Origin of the sequence: Chryseobacterium gleum (genome assembly GCF_900636535.1) — a bacterium.
In the GTDB taxonomy this organism is placed as follows: Bacteria; Bacteroidota; Bacteroidia; order Flavobacteriales; family Weeksellaceae; genus Chryseobacterium; species Chryseobacterium gleum.
This window is the reverse complement of the sequence record NZ_LR134289.1, coordinates 3,570,534-3,589,931: the sequence shown is the minus strand read 5'-3', so window position 1 is coordinate 3,589,931 and position 19,398 is coordinate 3,570,534. Positions and strand designations below refer to the sequence as shown.

Annotated in this window: 21 protein-coding genes; 14 read left to right on the top strand and 7 right to left on the bottom strand. The window is 36.6% G+C overall.

Features of this window, described 5'->3' with window-relative positions:
* Positions 1-25 precede the first annotated feature (25 nt).
* The 3 genes from EL165_RS16365 to EL165_RS16355 form a co-directional block, all read right to left on the bottom strand.
* Positions 26-868 carry a hypothetical protein gene (locus EL165_RS16365; protein WP_002982179.1) on the bottom strand — a complete coding sequence of 281 codons (843 nt, stop codon included), beginning with the start codon at positions 866-868 and terminating at the stop codon, positions 26-28.
* A gap of 355 nt (positions 869-1,223) precedes the next feature.
* Entirely contained in the window at positions 1,224-2,279 is a 1,056-nt protein-coding gene (gene thiL, locus EL165_RS16360) for a thiamine-phosphate kinase (RefSeq protein ID WP_002982176.1), read from the bottom strand.
* Positions 2,280-2,367: 88 nt separating this feature from the next.
* Positions 2,368-2,862: an acyl-CoA thioesterase gene (locus EL165_RS16355; protein ID WP_041462010.1), complete on the bottom strand. Its 495-nt coding sequence runs from the start codon at positions 2,860-2,862 to the stop codon at positions 2,368-2,370.
* 114 nt (positions 2,863-2,976) lie between these two features.
* Between EL165_RS16355 and EL165_RS16350 the strand changes: the two genes are divergently transcribed.
* The 4 genes from EL165_RS16350 to EL165_RS16335 are packed head-to-tail and all read left to right on the top strand — an operon-like array spanning position 2,977 to position 7,095.
* Complete coding sequence (locus EL165_RS16350; protein ID WP_002982172.1) at positions 2,977-4,179, top strand: BaiN/RdsA family NAD(P)/FAD-dependent oxidoreductase; 1,203 nt, start codon at positions 2,977-2,979, stop codon at positions 4,177-4,179.
* Positions 4,180-4,210: 31 nt separating this feature from the next.
* On the top strand, positions 4,211-5,512 hold the full coding sequence (locus EL165_RS16345) for an alpha/beta fold hydrolase (protein WP_002982170.1): 1,302 nt from the start codon (positions 4,211-4,213) through the stop codon (positions 5,510-5,512).
* A gap of 27 nt (positions 5,513-5,539) precedes the next feature.
* Positions 5,540-6,178, top strand: coding sequence for a DUF2306 domain-containing protein (locus EL165_RS16340; RefSeq protein ID WP_002982169.1), 639 nt, complete (start codon positions 5,540-5,542; stop codon positions 6,176-6,178).
* Positions 6,175-7,095: a YARHG domain-containing protein gene (locus EL165_RS16335; RefSeq protein WP_002982168.1), complete on the top strand. Its 921-nt coding sequence runs from the start codon at positions 6,175-6,177 to the stop codon at positions 7,093-7,095. The genes EL165_RS16340 and EL165_RS16335 overlap by 4 nt, the downstream gene beginning before the upstream one ends.
* Before the next feature lie 24 nt (positions 7,096-7,119).
* On the opposite strand, the gene EL165_RS16330 is transcribed toward EL165_RS16335, so the two are convergent.
* Positions 7,120-7,521: a ribosomal maturation YjgA family protein gene (locus EL165_RS16330; protein ID WP_002982165.1), complete on the bottom strand. Its 402-nt coding sequence runs from the start codon at positions 7,519-7,521 to the stop codon at positions 7,120-7,122.
* Positions 7,522-7,738: 217 nt separating this feature from the next.
* Between EL165_RS16330 and EL165_RS16325 the strand changes: the two genes are divergently transcribed.
* From EL165_RS16325 to EL165_RS16315, 3 genes are all read left to right on the top strand, one after another.
* Entirely contained in the window at positions 7,739-8,569 is an 831-nt protein-coding gene (locus EL165_RS16325; RefSeq protein ID WP_002982162.1) for a hypothetical protein, read from the top strand.
* A gap of 120 nt (positions 8,570-8,689) precedes the next feature.
* The gene (locus EL165_RS16320) at positions 8,690-8,845 is read left to right on the top strand and encodes a bacteriocin (protein WP_002982160.1); all 156 of its coding nucleotides are present in this window, start codon (positions 8,690-8,692) and stop codon (positions 8,843-8,845) included.
* 156 nt (positions 8,846-9,001) lie between these two features.
* Complete coding sequence (locus tag EL165_RS16315; protein ID WP_002982158.1) at positions 9,002-9,169, top strand: bacteriocin; 168 nt, start codon at positions 9,002-9,004, stop codon at positions 9,167-9,169.
* Between the two features lie 29 nt (positions 9,170-9,198).
* On the opposite strand, the gene mutS is transcribed toward EL165_RS16315, so the two are convergent.
* The gene (gene mutS / locus EL165_RS16310) at positions 9,199-11,790 is read right to left on the bottom strand and encodes a DNA mismatch repair protein MutS (RefSeq protein WP_002982156.1); all 2,592 of its coding nucleotides are present in this window, start codon (positions 11,788-11,790) and stop codon (positions 9,199-9,201) included.
* 124 nt (positions 11,791-11,914) lie between these two features.
* Between mutS and EL165_RS16305 the strand changes: the two genes are divergently transcribed.
* Positions 11,915-12,445, top strand: a complete 531-nt coding sequence (locus EL165_RS16305; protein WP_002982155.1) for a GNAT family N-acetyltransferase — start codon at positions 11,915-11,917, stop codon at positions 12,443-12,445.
* Between the two features lie 187 nt (positions 12,446-12,632).
* On the opposite strand, the gene EL165_RS16300 is transcribed toward EL165_RS16305, so the two are convergent.
* Positions 12,633-13,508 carry a cupin-like domain-containing protein gene (locus EL165_RS16300; RefSeq protein WP_002982153.1) on the bottom strand — a complete coding sequence of 292 codons (876 nt, stop codon included), beginning with the start codon at positions 13,506-13,508 and terminating at the stop codon, positions 12,633-12,635.
* Between the two features lie 262 nt (positions 13,509-13,770).
* Between EL165_RS16300 and EL165_RS16295 the strand changes: the two genes are divergently transcribed.
* The gene (locus tag EL165_RS16295) at positions 13,771-14,649 is read left to right on the top strand and encodes a bestrophin family protein (protein ID WP_002982151.1); all 879 of its coding nucleotides are present in this window, start codon (positions 13,771-13,773) and stop codon (positions 14,647-14,649) included.
* 12 nt (positions 14,650-14,661) lie between these two features.
* Here the strand turns inward: EL165_RS16295 and EL165_RS16290 are convergent, their stop codons facing one another.
* Positions 14,662-15,261 carry a hypothetical protein gene (locus EL165_RS16290; RefSeq protein ID WP_041462008.1) on the bottom strand — a complete coding sequence of 200 codons (600 nt, stop codon included), beginning with the start codon at positions 15,259-15,261 and terminating at the stop codon, positions 14,662-14,664.
* A gap of 55 nt (positions 15,262-15,316) precedes the next feature.
* Between EL165_RS16290 and EL165_RS16285 the strand changes: the two genes are divergently transcribed.
* The 5 genes from EL165_RS16285 (at position 15,317) to fbaA (ending at position 19,324) form a co-directional block, all read left to right on the top strand.
* Positions 15,317-15,937 carry a toxin-antitoxin system YwqK family antitoxin gene (locus EL165_RS16285; RefSeq protein WP_041461957.1) on the top strand — a complete coding sequence of 207 codons (621 nt, stop codon included), beginning with the start codon at positions 15,317-15,319 and terminating at the stop codon, positions 15,935-15,937.
* Positions 15,938-15,942: 5 nt separating this feature from the next.
* Entirely contained in the window at positions 15,943-16,473 is a 531-nt protein-coding gene (locus EL165_RS16280; RefSeq protein ID WP_002982148.1) for an RNA methyltransferase, read from the top strand.
* Positions 16,474-16,660: 187 nt separating this feature from the next.
* On the top strand, positions 16,661-17,314 hold the full coding sequence (locus EL165_RS16275; protein ID WP_002982145.1) for a CBS domain-containing protein: 654 nt from the start codon (positions 16,661-16,663) through the stop codon (positions 17,312-17,314).
* 1 nt (position 17,315) lies between these two features.
* The gene (locus EL165_RS16270) at positions 17,316-18,182 is read left to right on the top strand and encodes an NAD kinase (RefSeq protein ID WP_002982144.1); all 867 of its coding nucleotides are present in this window, start codon (positions 17,316-17,318) and stop codon (positions 18,180-18,182) included.
* 71 nt (positions 18,183-18,253) lie between these two features.
* The gene (fbaA, locus tag EL165_RS16265) at positions 18,254-19,324 is read left to right on the top strand and encodes a class II fructose-bisphosphate aldolase (protein WP_002982143.1); all 1,071 of its coding nucleotides are present in this window, start codon (positions 18,254-18,256) and stop codon (positions 19,322-19,324) included.
* Positions 19,325-19,398: the final 74 nt, after the last annotated feature.

Genomic DNA, 19,398 nt, shown 5'->3' with positions numbered 1-19,398 from the left:
AGGTTTGCATATTGTAAAAGGATTTTTATTTAGCTGTTTGTTGTACTTTTTGCGAGAGAACGTGGTTTTGCTGTTTCAGCTCTTTTACCTCTCTATTAAGCTGAATAACATACAAGGTAAGTTCTTCAATTTTCTCCAGAAGCTTAGCATCCATCTCCCCCAGATTGATTCCATTCTTTTCAACTTCTGTTGCGGAAGGAATGTTAGGCAGATGCCCTTTTTCAGCAATATGCTCTTCAACTTCTTCAAGCGATCTCAACTTATAATCTTTTCTGAAAACATAATCAGCCCATCCGCCTGCAGAGGCAACCTCTACTTTTATTTGCTCAGCTTTTAATCCTTTTCTTACATAAAAAATAAAATTAGGATCACTATCATATTGATCTGTACCTACCGTAACCTTTCCTGTATTGAAAATAACAAGACTACTTTTATGAACAGAATCTGTGAATTTTATTTTGGTAATTCCCGAAGAATTAGGTGTACTCGTATCAGAATTTGGATCTACAACATTATTATTAGGCATGTGAAACTCCATATTTCTACTGCCCAAATTTCTCATTACTATATCCGAAGGTACTGCCCAAGGTGACTGACAACCATTACAAAGTACACTTGCGATTTCAAATCTGGAACCATAAGGAGTTCCTGCTGCGGCCAGGTTCCCCAAAGAAATTCCATTTACATACGGACCACCAAACATTCTCATTCTTTCCGTATTATTCGTTCTGAATACAAGATCTTTATCATCTATGTTTCCAATAAAATTATTAGGTGGGGTTGTTCCTGAATTTCCACTTGTATTCCAGGATTGAGAAAAGGAAAAACACGAAAAGGAAGCAAAAGCTATTAGTAATATTTTTTTCATAAAATGGTTTTTAGTTTTTTTTATAGATTATTATTGAATAAAGTTTAATACAATAAAGCATTAATCTCTACCCGCTATGTTAGTTCAAAAAAATGGTGAAATTTTAAGGAAATGAATATCCCGGAAATCTCTATAATGAGACTTATGGATATAAGTAGTAATTCTTTTTCATCGGTAAGAGTTTTTAATTGTGTGTTTTTTATGTACCACAAAACTAAAAAAAATCATCTTACAAAATTGATATATTTTGCAAATTAAAATGTAAAGCATAACATGTAAAATGTTTCAATGTTACTTACTTACAAAAAGAAACCGCTACATTTTGCAGCGGTTTATATTTATTTAAACTATTATTTTATTGGTTATTCAGGAAAGCATCCCATCCCTGAGCAGTAAGTGCTACCAGTTGATTAGACCCTCTTGCCACCATAAAGTTCCCATCTTCTTTTTCTACAGCGTGTCCTATAATGGTAAAGTCCGGATGATTTTTAATCTTATCAAAATCGTTGGGAGAAATCGTGAACAAAAGCTCGTAATCTTCACCACCGCTTAATGCAGTCATTACCGGATTCAGATTCATTTCATCCGCCGTAGAAATTGTAAGACTGTCCAGCGGAATTTTTTCTTCATATAATCTGAAACCAACTTTTGACTGGTCTGAAAGGTGAAGAATTTCGGAAGCTAAGCCATCAGAAATATCAATCATGGAAGTTGGTTTAATATCAAGTTCTTCCAGAATCTTTTTGACATCTGTTCTTGCTTCAGGTTTCAGCTGTCTTTCCAGAATATAGTCGTATCCCTCCATTTCAGGCTGCATATTCGGATCAGCAAGGAAAACAGCGTGTTCTCTTTCAAGAATCTGTAATCCCATGTACGCTCCACCCAGATCTCCGGTTACTACAAGAAGATCATTTGGTTTTGCTCCGTTTCTTTTTACTATATTTTCTTCGTTTTCTATTCCTATAGCAGTAATACTCATCACCAATCCTGAATTGGAACTTGTGGTATCCCCTCCTATCAGATCCACTTTGTATCTTGCACAAGCAGCCTGAATTCCTGAATAGATCTCCTCCAAAGCTTCCACCGGAAAACGGTTGGATACAGCAAGAGAAACCAGAATCTGCGTAGGAGTTGCATTCATAGCAGCAATATCGCTTAGATTCACCACCACTGCTTTATATCCCAAATGTTTTAAAGGAACATAGCCCAGATTAAAATGTACGCCTTCTGCCAGTACATCTGTCGTAAGAACTACTTTTTTGTTGTCCGGATTAATGACTGCCGCATCATCTCCTACCCCAAGCTCTGAAGATTCATTGGATAGCGGAAAATGTTCCGTCAAATGTTTAATAAGACCGAATTCTCCTAATTTTGAGATGGGTGTAAGTTCCTGTGATTTATCTTCAAACATGATTTTTTGTATTAATGTCCAATGTAAAAAGTATGAATGATTTTAAAATTACTCCTCCAATATTGAACCTTGAATTTTAAACTTTGAATTATTGAGTAAGTTCTGCCGGGTCGATATTATGTGGATGGAAAGGCAGCTTTTTAAAGTCTTCTTTCGACAGCACTACAGTTTCCGGGCTCTTGTATTTATTCATTGCTTCCACTACATCATCCGGCGGAGTGGTCATTTTTCTAAGCATCATATCGATCCATACTCCTGTAGCTTCTGATGTCGCACAATGTACCCCATCCGGAGTATAGAACTTATGCAGGAAACGGTAGATAGAAGAATCTTCTGAACATCCGTCTATTTCCACACTTACGATTACCGTCTGGTCTGCATAAATCTCTTTGAAGAAAGAATATCTCTCATGCAGTATTACCGGGCCAATCCCCCATCTGCTGAGCTGGGTAACTCCCATTTTTTCTTTTGTCATGAAAGCCATTCTGGCTTGCGCACAATATTGTACATAGGATGAATTGGCTAAGTGCTTATTGGCATCAAGGTCGCTCCATCGCACTTCAAATTTATGGTAGAAAATCATTTGAAAATCGTTTTTGGTCTCACTAAAATTATAATCTTCAAAAATACTCAAATAAGATGGTTTATAAAAATTGTACTTTTGAAAAAATAATCTTCCGCATAGGATTACATATACATGAAACAGATCATTATTATCGGAGGCGGTGCTGCAGGCTTTTTCTGTGCATCCAACCTTGACGAAAAGAAATATATAATTACGATTTTAGAACAGAATTCTGATGTCCTTCAGAAGGTTAAAATTTCCGGAGGCGGACGCTGCAATGTAACTCACGCCTGTTTCGATCCAAGAGAGCTTGTTCAGTTTTATCCCCGTGGAAATAAGGAATTGCTGAGTGTTTTTACTAAATTCCAGCCCGGCGATACAATGGAATGGTTTGACCAGCGCAATGTTCCGTTAAAAATTGAAAATGATAACAGGACTTTTCCGGAAAGCAATTCTTCTCAGACCATCATCAATACTTTTCTGAATGAAGTTCAAAAGAAAAATATTTCCGTAAAAACAAAATGTACGGTAAAAGAGATTGAAAAGCAGGGCAAAAAATATATCGTAAAAACCAATTCCGGAGATTTTGAGGCGGATTATATTGTGTATACTACCGGAAGTTCTCCAAAATCACTGAAAATCATTGAAAATCTTGGCCATAAGATTGTTGATCTTGTCCCTTCCCTTTTTACTTTTAATATTAAAGATGAATTGCTGAAAGATCTTCCGGGTACAAGCTTTGAAAATGCAGGAATTTCAATTCCGAAGCTGAAAACAGATGAAAGCGGGCCTTTACTTATTACGCACTGGGGACTTTCCGGACCTGCTGTTTTGAAAATTTCTGCCTGGGAAGCAATAAGTCTTGCCAGGCTTAAATATAACTTTGAAATTGAAGTTAATTTTATTTCGAAAGAAATGGATGAAGCAGAAGAAATCTTCCAAGAATTCAAGCAAACCCATCCTAAAAAAACAATCGGACAATCTAAGATTTTTGATATTACCAACAGATTCTGGCAGAAGATTTTAGAGATTTCAAAAGTTGACCTCAACAAACAGGTGGCTAATATTTCCGGAAAGGAAATGCACAAAATACTGGAAAATCTTTGCAGGAGAAAATTTCAGGTGACCGGAAAGTCCACTTTTAAGGATGAATTCGTAACAGCCGGAGGCGTTGATTTAAAGGAAATTAACTTCAAAAACATGTCTTCAAAACTACTTCCCAACTTCTATATTGCCGGAGAGGTTTTGAATATCGATGCGGTGACCGGCGGGTTCAATTTTCAGGCTTGCTGGAGTGAAGGATGGCTCATTTCCCAGGATCTCAACAGCTTATAAAAAAGTATTATTTTTACGAAAACTATAAAACATGAAAAAAAATTTCGTCTTCTTTCTTTTACTCTGGATCTTTTTAGGATATAGCCAGGAAAGAACAATTGTTTCTGACTGGACTTCATTTACCCAGGCCGTCAATATAGAGAATAAACCCAACTGGAACTTCCGCGTTACAGCTAAAATCAGGAAAGAAAATGAGGATAATGGGTCCAATTGCGGGCTGTGGTGCAGAATAGACAATAAAGATGAGTCTACAGGTTTTTTTGAAAATCAATATTATGGAATCAAAGTAACCCATGAATGGAAAACATACGAAATAAAAGGAACCATCAATCCCTCCGCAAAAACCATGAATATCGGTGCTTTTGCACAGAACAACGGAGATTTTTATTTTGACGATTTTAAGCTGGAAGTCAATGATGGAAAATCAAAAAAATGGATCGAAATCCCTTTGGTAAATTCTGGTTTTGAGAAAGATATTATAGCATCCGGTGGCTGGTTTGAAGGAATCCATTCTCAGAAAGTAACACATGTGAAGCACTTTACAATCGGAGATTCAGATTATAAGCCATTCAGTGGTAACAAATCATTGCTGATGAAAGGGCATGATATTATCGGTACAATGCCGCATGGAAAGTTTATGGATGTAAACGGCATCAAATTATATTATGAGATTTATGGAGAAGGTGAACCTGTGCTTTTACTTCATGGTAACGGCCAATCTATCAGTGCTTTTATGAACCAGAAGGATACGTTTGCTAAAAAATATAAAGTCATTATCGTTGATTGCCGTGAACGTGGAAAATCTACCTACGATAAAACAAAAGAACTTACTTTTGATATTCAGACAGAGGATCTTAAACTGTTTTTAGAGAAACTCAACATCAAAAAAACAAAGATCCTGGGCTGGAGTGACGGTGGAATTCTTGCGCTGTCCATGGCAATGAAATATCCTCAGATGGTAGATAAAATAGCATGTTCCGGAGCCAATATTTATCCTGAAGGAGTTAAAGATGATGAGTTAAAATCTATGAAGGAAATGCTTGCCAGCCTTATTAAAGAGAATAAAGATCATAAAAATGATATCCTTATTGATCTTTTGAATCTGGACCTGAAGTATCCGAACTGGAAGTATGAGGACCTGAATAAAATACAGTGTCCATCATTGATTATTGCGGGAGATAAAGACATTATAAAAACAGAACATACCGTAAAAATAGCAGAATCAATCCCGCATGGGCAATTGGCTATTATTCCTAATTCAAGCCATTTTGTTCCGGAAGAAAAACCGGAATTATTCAATGAATTAGTAATTGATTTCTTTGAAAATAAATAAGCGTCAATATTCAGATTTAAACAGCCAATGCTTTCTGTCAAAAGAAATATCTCTTCTTTCTTTAAAATCCTTCTTATTGCAGGGTTTGGGTATTTCTTTTGGCTGATGCTGAAGATCACACTAGAATATATCCCTTTTAACCGAGAAGTGAGTTTTCTGATGATCAAACAAACTGAAGTTACAGAAAGACCGGAATATCTTACATTATTTTATACTCATGTTTATACAAGTATCTTTGTACTTCTTTCAGGTTTTCTGGCCATTCTCAGAAAAGATTTTGGACTGAAAAACTTTCACCGGTATACCGGAAAAGTATATATTCTTCTTATTCTGATCTTTGCTGCACCCTCGGGAATTTATATGGGGCTCTTTGCCAATGGGGGCTTTTTATCAAAAACTTCTTTTGTCATATTAGGCTTTTTATGGTGGCTTTCAACATATAAGGCATATCAGCTGGCAAAACAAAAGAAGTTTAAAGAACACAAACAATGGATGTGGCGGAGTTTTGCCTTTACATTATCTGCCATTACCCTGAGAATGTGGAAAGTAATTATTGTCTATTTATTTCATCCCAATCCCATGGATGTTTATCAGATCATTGCATGGCTGGGCTGGATTCCCAACATGCTTATTATTGAATATTTAATCACAAAAAAACATATATGAAAATTGTAAAGTACACTCTTATTTCTCTACTGGCAGTTGCTTTGGTAAGCTGCAAAAAAGAAGCAAAAACCAATGGTTCCAGAAAGGATTCCCTGACTGCAAAAAAAGACTCTGTTATTGTTCCTGAAGTTCACAAAGAATATTACGGAATTTACACCGGTGAGTTTGCCGGAATGGAAAAGATGGTAGATGAAACAGACGGCTCGGAATATGATGTTGATAATTACAAAAGAATTTCTTTAAAAATCAACAGGATTACCAGGGACAGTGTTTACGGACAAAGTATCGTGAATGGCAATCAGCGCCCGTTCAGAGGAGTTTTCAATGAAGCGACGGCATCTTTTGTGCTTGATGAGCCGGGAAATGATAAAACAGACGGAAGATTTGAAGTAAAACTGAAAGGAGACAGCTTAACCGGAAAATGGAATGCATTTGATAAAACATCCGTCAAAGCCCCTTTAAAAACCCTGAAACTGATTAAAAAAGAGTTTGTTTATAATCCCAACTTTATGCTGGATAAGGATTCTGATCTGGTAGACTGGACAAATTCAAAAGAGTTCACCGAAAAATATACAGATGAGGAAACCGGTAAAACAGAAAGCTATAAAACAACAAAAAATCGTTTCGCTTCCGAAGCCATATTCAAGCTGAATGCATCCAAGCAGAAGCTCACAGAAAAAGATCTTAAAAACTTAAGAAAGCTGGATCTGGAAATCATCAAAAATTCTGTATTTGCAAGACATGGATACTCTTTCAAAAAAGAAACCTACAGGAATTTCTTTGAGCAGACAGATTGGTATATCCCTGTTTCTAATAATGTAGACAATGATCTTTCTCCTCTGGAAAAGGAAAATGTGGCATTACTGAACCGCTTTACCAAATATGCTGAAGATAAGTATGACAGCTTTGGTCGATAGGTAATCAGTTCCGGACTCCAAGCTTTAGGGATTAGGGACCGAGGTTACACCACCATTGTTTGCCATCCTTACATACATAAAGAGAATCAGGCAGCCTATGGCATAGCACAGATTATCAATCCATGAAAAAGAATTCCCGATCACAATATACATCAGGCTTCCAGGACGGAAGCCTAGTTTTTCTGCCATATGGAAATACTGTGCAAATTCTACTAAAAATGAAAAAAGCAAAATTCCAAAAATGAGTTTCTGATCGTTTACTTTTACAAAACTCCTGACAAAAGTATAAAGAAGCATGACCACTATGACATCTCCAAGATAAGCTCTCACGAAGAAAATATGACTTAGTTTGGTGGCAATCAGTACTTCCACCAGAAAAATAAAGATTGTGATAAAGAAATATTTCAGACTGAATTGTAATTTCATTTTAAACTGGGTTTAAGTCATAAAAAATTGATATTCCCGGAAATCTCTGTCTGTTGCACTTATTATCATGCTAATCATTTATAGAAAGACAAAATATTATCATTCAACAATTTACAAAAACAAAAATTACCGCTCGAAAAAATATTTTACAAATAAAGGATTTATTTTTATCATCAATCCATTTTTTTGATATTTTTACAACCTTAAAAATTAAACCATGAAAAAAACTTATTTACTTCTGCCAATCTTCTTTTTGGCTTCATGTTCAAGCAGCAATGATGAAACAGATTCATCCAACAATAATGGGAATAACAGTAACAATGATCCGGTTTTGGTTACCAAAATGACGTTGGACGGTGATGTTTTAACTTTTACTTACAATGGCTCTAAAATTTCTCAGATTAAGAATCTTACTGAAGGAAGTGTAACTACATTTACTTATTCAGGTGACCTGATCTCCCAATCTGTAGTTAGTGGTTCAAATACTGCCCTTACTACTAAATTTGCTTATGACAGCAATGGCAGGCTGATCAAAAAAACAATTTCAGGAATTGATTTCGGAGGAAACTGGAATTCAGAGTCTAACTATACTTACCTAGCCAATAACAATGTAAAAATTGTATATACTGCAACAACTTCAGCATCCACAAGAAATGAAACCAGAAATGCTATTCTGAATGCTGACGGTTCTATGAGCAGCTGGACCGGTACTCTTTCAAGAACCCAGAATAATACCACTGAGTCAGCTACTTCTACCCTTAAACCTGTAGTATATGATACGAAAAATGCTCCTTTAAAAAATATAACAGGCTATTTAAAGATTGTTGACAATGAGGATGAAAGTGGTTCTGCTCACAACACATTAAGTTATAATCACATTGTCAGCTACAATAATGGAACAGGAGTTGAGTGGACGATATTCAAATCAAGTTTTGAATATAATGCCAGTGGCTATCCTACAAAAGAAACCAGAGCCTATTATGATAAAACAGGAACAACACCTACAGGCTCTACTGATATCAACACTTACGAATACAATCACTTATAATACAGAAGAGCGCTCAGGCGCTCTTTTTTATTTTCTTTAGTTCATATATGTTATTTCTCACACTCTATAGAACTATGCGGATAATTTCGTATATTTGAGTTGAATCAAAACTAAAATATCATGAAAAAATCAAACATTCAGAAAAGAAAATTAACAAAAAGTGAATTGAAACAGATTAACGGAGGCAGCGGACCACTTTGTCCCGGGACTTGTTTCTGTAATATTGATGGAGAGATGACCATTGGGGCATGCACTCCTAAAGGACAATGTTGTTAATACATTATAACTTGTCATATAAAGAATAAGGATTGAGGCAACTCCTCAATCTTTTTTTATAAACTATATTTCAGACAAAACATAACATTTTGACTCACAATATTTTGAACATAATAAAATAACTTGTAAATTAGCTTTTACCAAATTAAAATTATTATGAAAAATTCAAAAAATCAGAAAAGAAAGCTTAGTAAAAATGAGCTGAAAGAGATCAGCGGAGGAGCCAACAGACCGATCTGCCCAAGAGTGATAAGCTGTACAGATCCGGATACCGGAGAAGAGCGATATGGAGTTCCGGGCATGCAGGACGGATTCTGCTGCTAATAGAAATATGATTAAAAAAAATGATTGGATTAGCCTCCAATCATTTTTTTTATGGCGTTAAGCTTCATTAAAGCTTCAATCGGTGTTAAAGTATTGATATCTATTTTCGTCAGTTCTTCACGAATATTCTCCAGAACAGGGTCATCCAACTGGAAGAATGAAAGCTGCATATTTTCCTCGGTCACCCTTTTGATGCTTTCCGAAATACCTCCATTACCCTGAGTTCTGCTAGCTTCAAGTGTTTTAAGAATTTCATTCGCTCTGTTAACCACTTTCGCAGGCATACCCGCCAGTTTTGCTACATGAATACCAAAGCTGTGCTCACTTCCTCCCGAAACCAGCTTTCTCAGGAAAATGATATTTCCTTTGTTTTCCTGGATAGAAACGTGGAAATTTTTCACTCTTTCGAAATTCACAGTCATTTCATTCAGCTCATGGTAATGTGTTGCAAATAAAGTCTTTGCCTGTGTTGGATGCTGATGAAGATATTCTGCAATCGCCCATGCAATGGAAACCCCGTCATAAGTGGAAGTTCCACGCCCGATTTCATCCAATAAAATAAGGCTTCGCTCGGAGATATTATTCAGAATATTTGCAGCTTCATTCATTTCCACCATAAAAGTAGATTCACCCGCAGAAATATTATCGGTAGCTCCTACTCTTGTAAAAATCTTATCCAGCATCCCGATTTCAGCATATTTTGCCGGCACAAAACTTCCGATCTGTGCCAGAAGGCATACAATCGCTGTCTGGCGTAGAATTGCCGACTTACCGGCCATGTTTGGTCCCGTTACCATAATGATCTGCTGGGAATCCTTATCCAGGAAGATATCATTCGGAATGTATTTTTCACCTAGAGGAAGCGCATTTTCAATGATCGGATGTCTGGCTTCTTTTAAATCAATCGCATAGCCATCATTCAGCACAGGCTTTGTATAGCTTTCAGAAACAGCCAGTTCAGACAATCCTGCGGCTACATCGAGCTGGGCGATTATGTTGGAGTTCCCCTGAATCTGATCAATATAAACCATGGTTTCTCCACATACATTTCTGTAGAGCGAAGTTTCCAGAACGCCTATTTTTTCTTCAGCACCAAGAATCTGGTTTTCGTATTCCTTCAATTCTTCAGTGATATATCTTTCAGCATTCACCAGGGTTTGCTTTCTTACCCAATCATCAGGAACTTTATCTTTATGCGTATTCCGAACTTCAATGTAATATCCGAAAACGTTGTTAAAATCAATTTTAAGGCTGGTAATTCCTGTCCTTTCAATTTCTCTCTGGCACATTTCATCCAGGAAGCCACGCCCTTTACTCTGAAGATTTCTCAATCTGTCCAGCTCTTCAGACACGCCTTCTTTGATGATATTTCCTTTCGCTATACTTACCGGAAGCTCTTCATTAAGATGATTCTGCAGGAATTTAATCAATTCTTCAAGATCAAACAGGGGCTCTAACCATGCCAACACATCTGCATGAGAATGTAATAACGATTTGATTTTATGAATATTAATCAAACTTTGGCGCAAATACCCAAGTTCTTTCGGAGAAATTTTCTCTGCGGCCAGTTTTCCCATCAGCCTGTCAAGATCAGAAATTGATTTCAAAAGCTGGCAGATCTCATATTTCAGATGATCATTTTCATTTAAGAAATCAATCAGGGAAAGTCTTCTCATGATCTCATCCACAGATTTTAAAGGAAGGATGATTCTTCTTCTCAAAAGCCTTCCGCCCATTGGCGTAGACGTTTTATCAATAATATCCAATAATGATTTCCCCTGTGGATTGCTTGGATACACAATTTCCAGGTTTCTCAGGGTAAAATTATCCATCATCAGGTAATCTTCCTGAGGAATGATCTGAAGCTTAGTAATATGGGAAAGCAGATTGTGATGGGTATCTTCCACGAGATAAGCAAAAATGGCTCCTGCTGCAGTAATAGCCAACGGAAGATTTTCTACACCAAAACCTTTTAAAGAATTGGTTTTAAAGTGATTCGTTAATTTTTCGTAGGCAAAATTATATTGGAACGCCCAGTCCTCAAGCTTAAAAGCATTTTTATTTTTGATCTGTTCCGGAATCTGTGTGCTTCTCTGGAAGATAATCTCGCTCGGATCAAAAGTATTAACGATATGCAACAGCTTTTCCAGGTTTCCTTCACTTACCAGAAATTCTCCTGTAGAGATGTCTACTAAAGCAATTCCGTATTTCTCTTTTTCTTTATGTAATGAAAGAAGAAAATTATTCTTTTTTGAATTTAATACCTGGTCATTGAAAGTAACGCCGGGAGTAACCAGCTCCGTAACCCCTCTTTTTACAATTCCTTTCACCATTTTAGGATCCTCCAGCTGATCGCAGATTGCCACACGCATTCCTGCCCTCACCAGTTTAGGAAGGTAAGAATCTATGGAATGATGCGGGAAACCAGCCAGTTCCACACTTCCTTCGCCGTTATTTCTTTTGGTAAGAACAATGCCCAGGATCTGAGATGTTTTCACTGCATCCTGTCCGAAAGTTTCATAAAAGTCCCCTACCCTGAAAAGCAAAAGCGCATCCGGATATTTACCCTTGATGGTATTGTACTGCGTCATTAGCGGGGTTTCTTTCTTTGATTTTGCCATAGTAAAAAATGAGCCCCAAATTTAAAAAAATAAATTCAGGGTAAGAGAATTGTTTAGGGGTTAATCTTCCCTGCTTTTCTTTATCATTAATTAATCGTATTTTCACCGTCAAATCACATTATTTATGGAATTTCCTGTTTTAGAGACAGAAAGACTTATCTTGCGCCAGCTTACGTTCAATGACATCCAGGACCTTTTCGAGTATTTTTCTCTGGATGAGGTCATGGAATATTACGATCTGGACACTTTCAAAACGCCTGATGATTCCCGCCGCATTATCGAACATTTTAACAGTGAGTTTGAAAAAGGAAAAGGATTCAGGTGGGCTCTGGAGCTGAAATCCGGTGGAAAAGTCATCGGTACATGTGGTTACCACAACTGGTACAGGGAGCATTTCAGGGCAGAAGTCGGCTATGAACTTAATCCAAAATTCTGGCAGCAATCTTATATGAAAGAAGCTCTTCTTCCCATTCTGACCTATGGATTTGAAACAATGAGACTTCACCGCGTGGACGCATTCATTGACCCTTCCAATATTTCTTCTGAAAGACTGTTGTCTTCTTTAAATTTCAGCAAAGAAGGAACGCTGAAAGATTATTTTTTTGAAAAAGGGAAATTTGTAGACGCAACAATATTCGGACTTATCAATAAATAAATTGATTTAAATCTAACGCTAAGAAGCAAAGAAAATTGATATTGATTCTTCTTATTTTCGTTCGCAAAGGCATTTCATTTAGCAATTGAAGTGCTTTACTCGCTGAGTGAAACGCCTTTGCGAACCTTTATAATAGATTAGCTTTAAACTTGCGTTCAATGCGTTAAAATGGTCAAAAGTATAATATTTATTTTTCTGAAAGGTGCTTTTCCAAAGCCTCAGAACTTTTCTTATAGGCCCATTTTTGCTTGTAGTTCACCCATTTGGCTTTGAATAATTTTCTCATAAGCTTATCCGTGTATCTCATAATGAAAACATGATACAGCATATTGGCAAAGACATTGGGTTTATTGGGAAGTGCTCTTAAAGAAAGAGAAAAACCAGGCTCAAGATATCTGTTGAAATGCCAGAACGCTCCGGGAATAAAAAGAGCATCACCATGTTCCATGAAAATCTCGTAGCCTTTTGCATATTTCAATGCGGGGAACTTCTCATAATCCGGATTTTCATAATCCAGTTCGTAAATGGTATGAACAGATAAAGGAACTTTATATAAAAACGGAGACTGTTTCTGATCAAAAAGCAGGATTCTTTTCTTTCCTTCAAAGTGAATATGCATAAAATCACCCAGATCCACATCATAATGCATTAAAACATGGGCTTCGCTTCCTCCGAAAAATAAAGTCGGAAGTCTCTTAAAAAACTTCATTCCAAGATCCGGATAGGTGAAATTTTTCAGCAGTTCGGGAAGCCTGTCTGTAATGATATAGAAAAAGATACGAAGGTCTGAAGGCTTACTTTTTATGGTATCAATATATTCCTTCATTTTCATATGGGTCACCGGAGCATCAGAACTTTTAGAGGCATCGGCCGGTTTATTATCATACAAAGGAACTTCCTGATCGCCTGCCTTTTCTCTGATATATGCCAGATTCCATTTGTCGAAGGCATCCCAGCGGCTGGCAAAATTCTTAATCAAAAGAGGCTTCTGCTTTTTGAAATAATTCTTCTGAAAATCTTCTTTACTGATATCAGTTACAATATCTACATTTTCGAGGATCATGTATTTTGTATTTAATGCGAAATAAAAATAGTGTTTTTTTGAAACCTGAGAAAATTAAGATTAAAAGAGCTGGAAGAAGGATGATGGATGCTGGAAGTTCATATTTGTCTGCAAACGACTACACATCATTCCATAAAAAGATTCTATGGAAAAACATTGACCTCATTCGGCTTCAATAACTTCCCTTTTCCTGCTTCAGACTTCCTTACTTTATTGGCAGAGCTCGGATGAAAAATTTATATTTGTAGTAATAAGTGAATTTATGAGAGTCTACAACACCAAACATTTCCTTAAAATCCTATTCAGTCTCCACAAAAGCGATACCCTGAAAATTCTTTTCCCAAGTATGATTCTTGTAGGATTATACTCATGGGGAATTCAGTATCTGGAAGTAGAATATCTTCACCTTACTTCAAAATCAGGAATCAGCAATGTGGGAATGATTCACTCTCTGCTGGGCTTTGTTCTTTCTCTTTTGCTGGTTTTCAGAACCAATACCGCTTATGACAGATGGTGGGAAGGCAGGAAACTTTGGGGCAAACTGGTCAATGACACCCGAAATTTTGCCATAAAAATCAACACCATTCTTGGCGATAACCGTCAGGATGCTGAGCAGATTGCAAGATATCTCAAATTCTTTCCTCACTTTTTAGCCAAGCACCTTTCCAAGGAATCTACAAGACTCGCTTTGGATGAAGATTATTCTGAAATTGAAAGCTCCTTAAAAAATCATGGCCCAAGTGAAATGATTATCCTGTTAAGCCATAAATTAAATCAATTAAAAAAAGAAGGAAAAATATCTGAAGTTGAAATGCTGTATCTGGATACACAGCTTTCCGGGTTTCTGGATGTTTGTGGAGGCTGTGAGCGAATCAAAAACACTCCGATTCCTTATTCCTACTCTTCTTTCATCAAGAAATTTATTATCCTGTACGTTTTTGCCTTGCCCATTGCTTACGTGATCACTATTGGCCTTTTCATGATTCCGCTTACCGTTTTCGTATACTATGTACTGATGAGTCTTGAACTCATTGCAGAAGAAATTGAAGATCCTTTCAATAATGATGAAAATGATATTCCTATGGAAACATTGGCTCAGAATATTGAGAAGAATGTGCATCAGATTATGATCAGAAAATAAAAAATCAAGCTTTTAAAGCTTGATTTCTTTCAGTTCTCCGTCTTGTTTTATTTCTACAAACTTGCTTTCCCTGTTGGCAGCAGAATATCCGTAGAAAAATGTACTGTATATCGGGGTTGAATACAGATACGCTCCATAGCCGTTATAGGCATCAGAAGTCCCGGTCTGTTGCTGGTAACTTGCTGTAGCTGTAAAATTGACGATGGTTTCAAGATAATATTTCCCTGGCTTCAGCTTTTCGAATTTAAACCTTCCGTGATCATCTGTTAAGGCTTCTACTCTGTATTTGAAAGCTTCTTCAGACATATATACCGTCGTCTTTTTATTTTCATACTTCCTTCTCATGTCGTAAAACTCCTGAAAATAAGGCGTTACAGGAAAAAGCATGACAACAGTTCCTTTGGGTGCGTAATGCTTTTCTCCAAGCAATGGCTTAATACCCCAGTTGTTTTTTTGTTTTGTGGAAGCCACACCTTCAATGGTAGAATTTCCGAACCCAAGCATTTCTCTTGCCAGTTTTTTGTCGAAAAAAGCCTGAGGATAATAGGTATTTTGTGCTTCCAGGTAAATAAATCCCCACATTAATATGAATAAGGTGAATAATTTTTTCATAGTATATTTTTGAGTCAAATATAAGTATTTTACTATTTTTGAAATAAAAATAGCTATGAAGTACATCTTTTTATTATTTTTTTCCGCTTCTGCTCTCATTATGGCGCAGAAACCCTGCGGATATAAAGACGGTTTACAGGAGGGAGCCTGCAAAGAGTTTTATGAAAACGGACAGGTTAAAAATGTGGTGGAATGGAAAAAAGGAAAACTGGACGGCGATGCTGTTTTTTATTATGATAATGGAAAAATACAGTCCAAAGGCGAATATAAAAAAGGATATAAGGTAAAAGAATGGTCCTATTTTGACAAAAATGGAGTCCTTACATCCAAAGAGGCTTTTAGGAATGGAGAAAAGAATATTTATGACAACAGTCTTACCGCTACTTTTTATTCTCCTGCCGGTAAAATAACTGAAATTTCGAATTATAAATTCAATAAATTACAGGGAGAAAGCAAAACCTTCCATGAAGACGGAAAATCGGTAAAAGACATTGGCCAGTATGACAACGGTCTTGCTACCGGAAAATGGAAAGTGTTCTATCCATCAGGAAAATTACAGCGCGAAACCGAATTTGCCAATGACAAAAGAAACGGCACCCGGGTTCATTACCGTGAAGATGGAAGCATAGAAAAGACAGAGGTCTACAAAGACGGAAAATTAATCTCAACAAAATAATACAATTGGTACAGAAACTAAAACTGGAAGAACTTAACAGAATAGATGTAGAAACATTTAAGAAGGTTGAAAAAATTCCGTTGGTCATCATTTTAGATAATATCAGAAGTATGCACAATGTAGGTGCAGCCTTCAGAACAGCAGATGCATTTTTAATTGAAAAAATAATCCTCTGTGGAATTACGCCCCAACCCCCTCATCGCGAGATCCATAAAGCGGCGTTGGGAGCTACAGAAAGTGTAGACTGGTCTCATGAAGCAGATACCAATACTGCTGTTGCCGATTTGAAAAGCAATGGTTATGAAATCATCGGAATTGAACAGACTACGGACAGCCAAATGATTACAGATTTTACGATTGATAAATCGAAAAAATACGCCCTGATTTTAGGAAATGAAGTAGAGGGAATCAGTGATGAAGTTCTTCCTAATATTGATGTGTTTTTAGAGATTCCTCAACTTGGAACGAAACATTCTCTTAATGTAAGTGTATGTGGCGGAATTGTAATGTGGGAATTTGCAAAAGCTTTAAAATAAAAAAACTGCATATGTCCTTAGTAGACAGTGCAGTTTGAAATAAATCTAATAAAAAGTAAAAATGAAAGGCGACAAAGGTACTTTATTTTTTTTTACAAACAAATTTTGACGGCACTTTTTTTGTTCCATCTTAAAAAAAGTACTGTTTTCAGAAAAAGTTTCATTTAATTTTTTATAAATTAGCACAATGTTTATCAAGGACTATATCTCAAAAGACTTTCCGTGTTTTAGCCTGTCTGACTCCATAGAGTCGGCCAGAAATATATTGGAAGATTTTGGATATTCCCATGTTTTCATCAAAAAATCCCACCACTTCTATGGTGCTATCGCCATGGACTTTCTGTATGAGGAAGAGGGAGGAACACTGAAAGATCTGGAACATCAGATAGAGCGTTTTGCTATTCTGGAAGATAGTAATATTATGGACAGTATTCGTCTGTTCTATACATTCAGTTCCAATATAATTCCGGTGATCAATAAAAATGAAAAATATCTGGGTTATATTACCTGTGAAGATGTTTTTCAGGACCTTTCCCGTTATCCTCTGTTTTCAGAGACAGGAGCCATTCTTACTGTAGAAACTCCTGCCAGAAAATATTCTATGACGGAAATTACCAATATTGTAGAAAGCAACAACTCGAAGTTTTACGGCGGGTTTATAAGCTTTATGTCTGATGAAGTGGTCCAGATCACCATAAAGATCAGTAATGAAAACCTTGCCTCGATAGACGCTACTTTTGACCGGTACGACTACAGAATTGTTGAAAAATACTATTCTGATGAGAAATCCGATCTGTTTAAAGACCGATTCGGTTTTTTACAAAAATTCATAGAAATATAACATGAAGGCAGCCATATATTCTCAGAAAAAAGATCTTGATACTTTTTTATATTTAAGCAAGTTTATCTCTGAACTTGAAGCAAGAGGTGTAAAATCTGTTCTGTATGATGAAATGGCTGAGGCTCTTCAGTTTTCAAAAATATTCGAAACTTTCAACTGCAAACAGGATCTTCTGGATAAAGAGGTAGATCTGTTCTTCACTTTCGGTGGTGACGGAACTATTGTGAATTCTTTAACCTTCATTGAAGATCTTGAAATTCCGGTAGTAGGAGTAAATACAGGACGTCTTGGATTTTTAGCCTTTTTCACGAAGGAACAGGTGTTTAAAGAACTGGATTCTATCTTAAAAGGAGATGTAAAAACAAGCCGACGTTCAGTAATAGAAGTGGTTTCGCCCAAGCTTGAAGGGTCTTTTCCTTATGCGTTGAATGATGTTACCGTGTCCAGAAAAGAAACCACATCCATGATCACCGTTGATTCTTATATTAACGATGAATTTCTCAATGTATTCTGGGGCGATGGCGTGATCATTTCAACGCCAACAGGCTCTACCGCATACTCTCTGAGCTGCGGAGGACCAATTATCTCTCCCAACAACGAAAATTTTGTCATTACTCCAATTGCACCTCACAACCTGAACGTAAGGCCTCTGGTTGTAAATGATAAGGTAGAAATAAAATTCAGGGTGGAAAGCCGTGTACCTCAATACTCCCTTTCCTTAGACTCCCGGCTGATCCATATAGAAACAGATAAAGAAATCATTATCAAAAAAGCAAAATTCCAGCTTCTTCTGGTACAGCCCAACAGTTTAAGTTTCTACGAAACCATCCGTCAGAAGCTACTTTGGGGAAGAGATAAAAGAAATTAGCAATTTCTTAAAAATGATTACCTTTACACGAAATTAAAAACACCTAATAAATTTATAACAAAAAGTAAAACATGAGCAGAATTTTTCCGGCAGGAGTTGCCACAGGTCAGTTAGTTACTGATATCTTTCAGTATGCTAAAGAAAACAAATTTGCATTACCTGCAGTAAACGTAATTGGATCAAGCAACGTAAACGCTACGATGGAAACTGCAGCGAAATTAAACGCTCCTGTAATTATTCAGTTTTCAAATGGAGGAGCTGCGTTCAACGCAGGGAAAGGATTAAGCAATGACGGACAAAAGTCTGCAATCTTAGGAGCTATCGCGGGAGCAAAACATATTCACACGCTTGCAGAAGCTTACGGAGCAACAGTAATTTTACACACAGACCACTGTGCAAAGAAATTACTTCCCTGGATTGATGGTTTGATGGATGCTAACGAAGAATTCTTCAAGCAGACAGGAAAATCTCTTTACTCTTCTCACATGTTAGACCTTTCTGAGGAATCTTTAGAAGAAAACCTTGAGATTTCAGCTAAATATTTCGAAAGAATGGCTAAGCTTCAGATGACTCTTGAAGTAGAAATCGGGGTTACCGGTGGTGAAGAAGACGGTGTTGACAACTCAGACGTTGATAACTCTAAATTATATACACAGCCTGAAGATGTAGCTTATACTTATGAAAAATTAAAAGCTATTTCTGACAACTTCACAATCGCTGCTGCTTTCGGTAACGTACACGGAGTTTACAAGCCAGGAAACGTGGTTCTTACTCCGAAAATTCTTGACAATTCTCAGAAATATGTTCAGGAGAAATTCGGAACGGCTGCTAAACCGATCAACTTTGTATTCCACGGAGGTTCAGGATCTACTTTAGAAGAGATCAGAGAAGCGATCGATTACGGAGTAATCAAAATGAACATTGATACTGACCTTCAGTTTGCATACACAGAAGGAATCAGAGATTATATGATCAACAATATTGAATATTTAAGAGCTCAGATCGGAAACCCTGAAGGAGAAGAAAAACCTAACAAAAAATTCTATGATCCAAGAGTTTGGGTAAGAAAAGGTGAGGATACATTCTCTGCAAGATTGGTGAAAGCATTTGAAGATTTAAATAACGTAAATACTTTAAAATAAGAACTGTACAATTGTATCAATGTAAAAAATATTCATAAGAAATAGATTTACATTGATACATTTTACATTTATAC

Excerpts from the sequence above, each read along its gene's own strand:
- EL165_RS16275 (WP_002982145.1), top strand. The coding sequence starts at position 16,661 with ATGTTTATCAAGGACTATATCTCAAAAGACTTTCCGTGTTTTAGCCTG.
- EL165_RS16365 (WP_002982179.1), bottom strand. The coding sequence starts at position 868 with ATGAAAAAAATATTACTAATAGCTTTTGCTTCCTTTTCGTGTTTTTCC.
- EL165_RS16305 (WP_002982155.1), top strand. The coding sequence starts at position 11,915 with ATGGAATTTCCTGTTTTAGAGACAGAAAGACTTATCTTGCGCCAGCTT.
- EL165_RS16285 (WP_041461957.1), top strand. The coding sequence starts at position 15,317 with ATGAAGTACATCTTTTTATTATTTTTTTCCGCTTCTGCTCTCATTATG.
- EL165_RS16290 (WP_041462008.1), bottom strand. The coding sequence starts at position 15,261 with ATGAAAAAATTATTCACCTTATTCATATTAATGTGGGGATTTATTTAC.
- mutS (WP_002982156.1), bottom strand. The coding sequence starts at position 11,790 with ATGGCAAAATCAAAGAAAGAAACCCCGCTAATGACGCAGTACAATACC.
- EL165_RS16350 (WP_002982172.1), top strand. The coding sequence starts at position 2,977 with ATGAAACAGATCATTATTATCGGAGGCGGTGCTGCAGGCTTTTTCTGT.
- EL165_RS16325 (WP_002982162.1), top strand. The coding sequence starts at position 7,739 with ATGAAAAAAACTTATTTACTTCTGCCAATCTTCTTTTTGGCTTCATGT.
- thiL (WP_002982176.1), bottom strand. The coding sequence starts at position 2,279 with ATGTTTGAAGATAAATCACAGGAACTTACACCCATCTCAAAATTAGGA.
- EL165_RS16320 (WP_002982160.1), top strand. The coding sequence starts at position 8,690 with ATGAAAAAATCAAACATTCAGAAAAGAAAATTAACAAAAAGTGAATTG.
- EL165_RS16330 (WP_002982165.1), bottom strand. The coding sequence starts at position 7,521 with ATGAAATTACAATTCAGTCTGAAATATTTCTTTATCACAATCTTTATT.
- EL165_RS16335 (WP_002982168.1), top strand. The coding sequence starts at position 6,175 with ATGAAAATTGTAAAGTACACTCTTATTTCTCTACTGGCAGTTGCTTTG.
- EL165_RS16295 (WP_002982151.1), top strand. The coding sequence starts at position 13,771 with ATGAGAGTCTACAACACCAAACATTTCCTTAAAATCCTATTCAGTCTC.
- EL165_RS16355 (WP_041462010.1), bottom strand. The coding sequence starts at position 2,862 with ATGATTTTCTACCATAAATTTGAAGTGCGATGGAGCGACCTTGATGCC.
- EL165_RS16270 (WP_002982144.1), top strand. The coding sequence starts at position 17,316 with ATGAAGGCAGCCATATATTCTCAGAAAAAAGATCTTGATACTTTTTTA.
- EL165_RS16345 (WP_002982170.1), top strand. The coding sequence starts at position 4,211 with ATGAAAAAAAATTTCGTCTTCTTTCTTTTACTCTGGATCTTTTTAGGA.
- fbaA (WP_002982143.1), top strand. The coding sequence starts at position 18,254 with ATGAGCAGAATTTTTCCGGCAGGAGTTGCCACAGGTCAGTTAGTTACT.
- EL165_RS16315 (WP_002982158.1), top strand. The coding sequence starts at position 9,002 with ATGAAAAATTCAAAAAATCAGAAAAGAAAGCTTAGTAAAAATGAGCTG.
- EL165_RS16340 (WP_002982169.1), top strand. The coding sequence starts at position 5,540 with ATGCTTTCTGTCAAAAGAAATATCTCTTCTTTCTTTAAAATCCTTCTT.
- EL165_RS16300 (WP_002982153.1), bottom strand. The coding sequence starts at position 13,508 with ATGATCCTCGAAAATGTAGATATTGTAACTGATATCAGTAAAGAAGAT.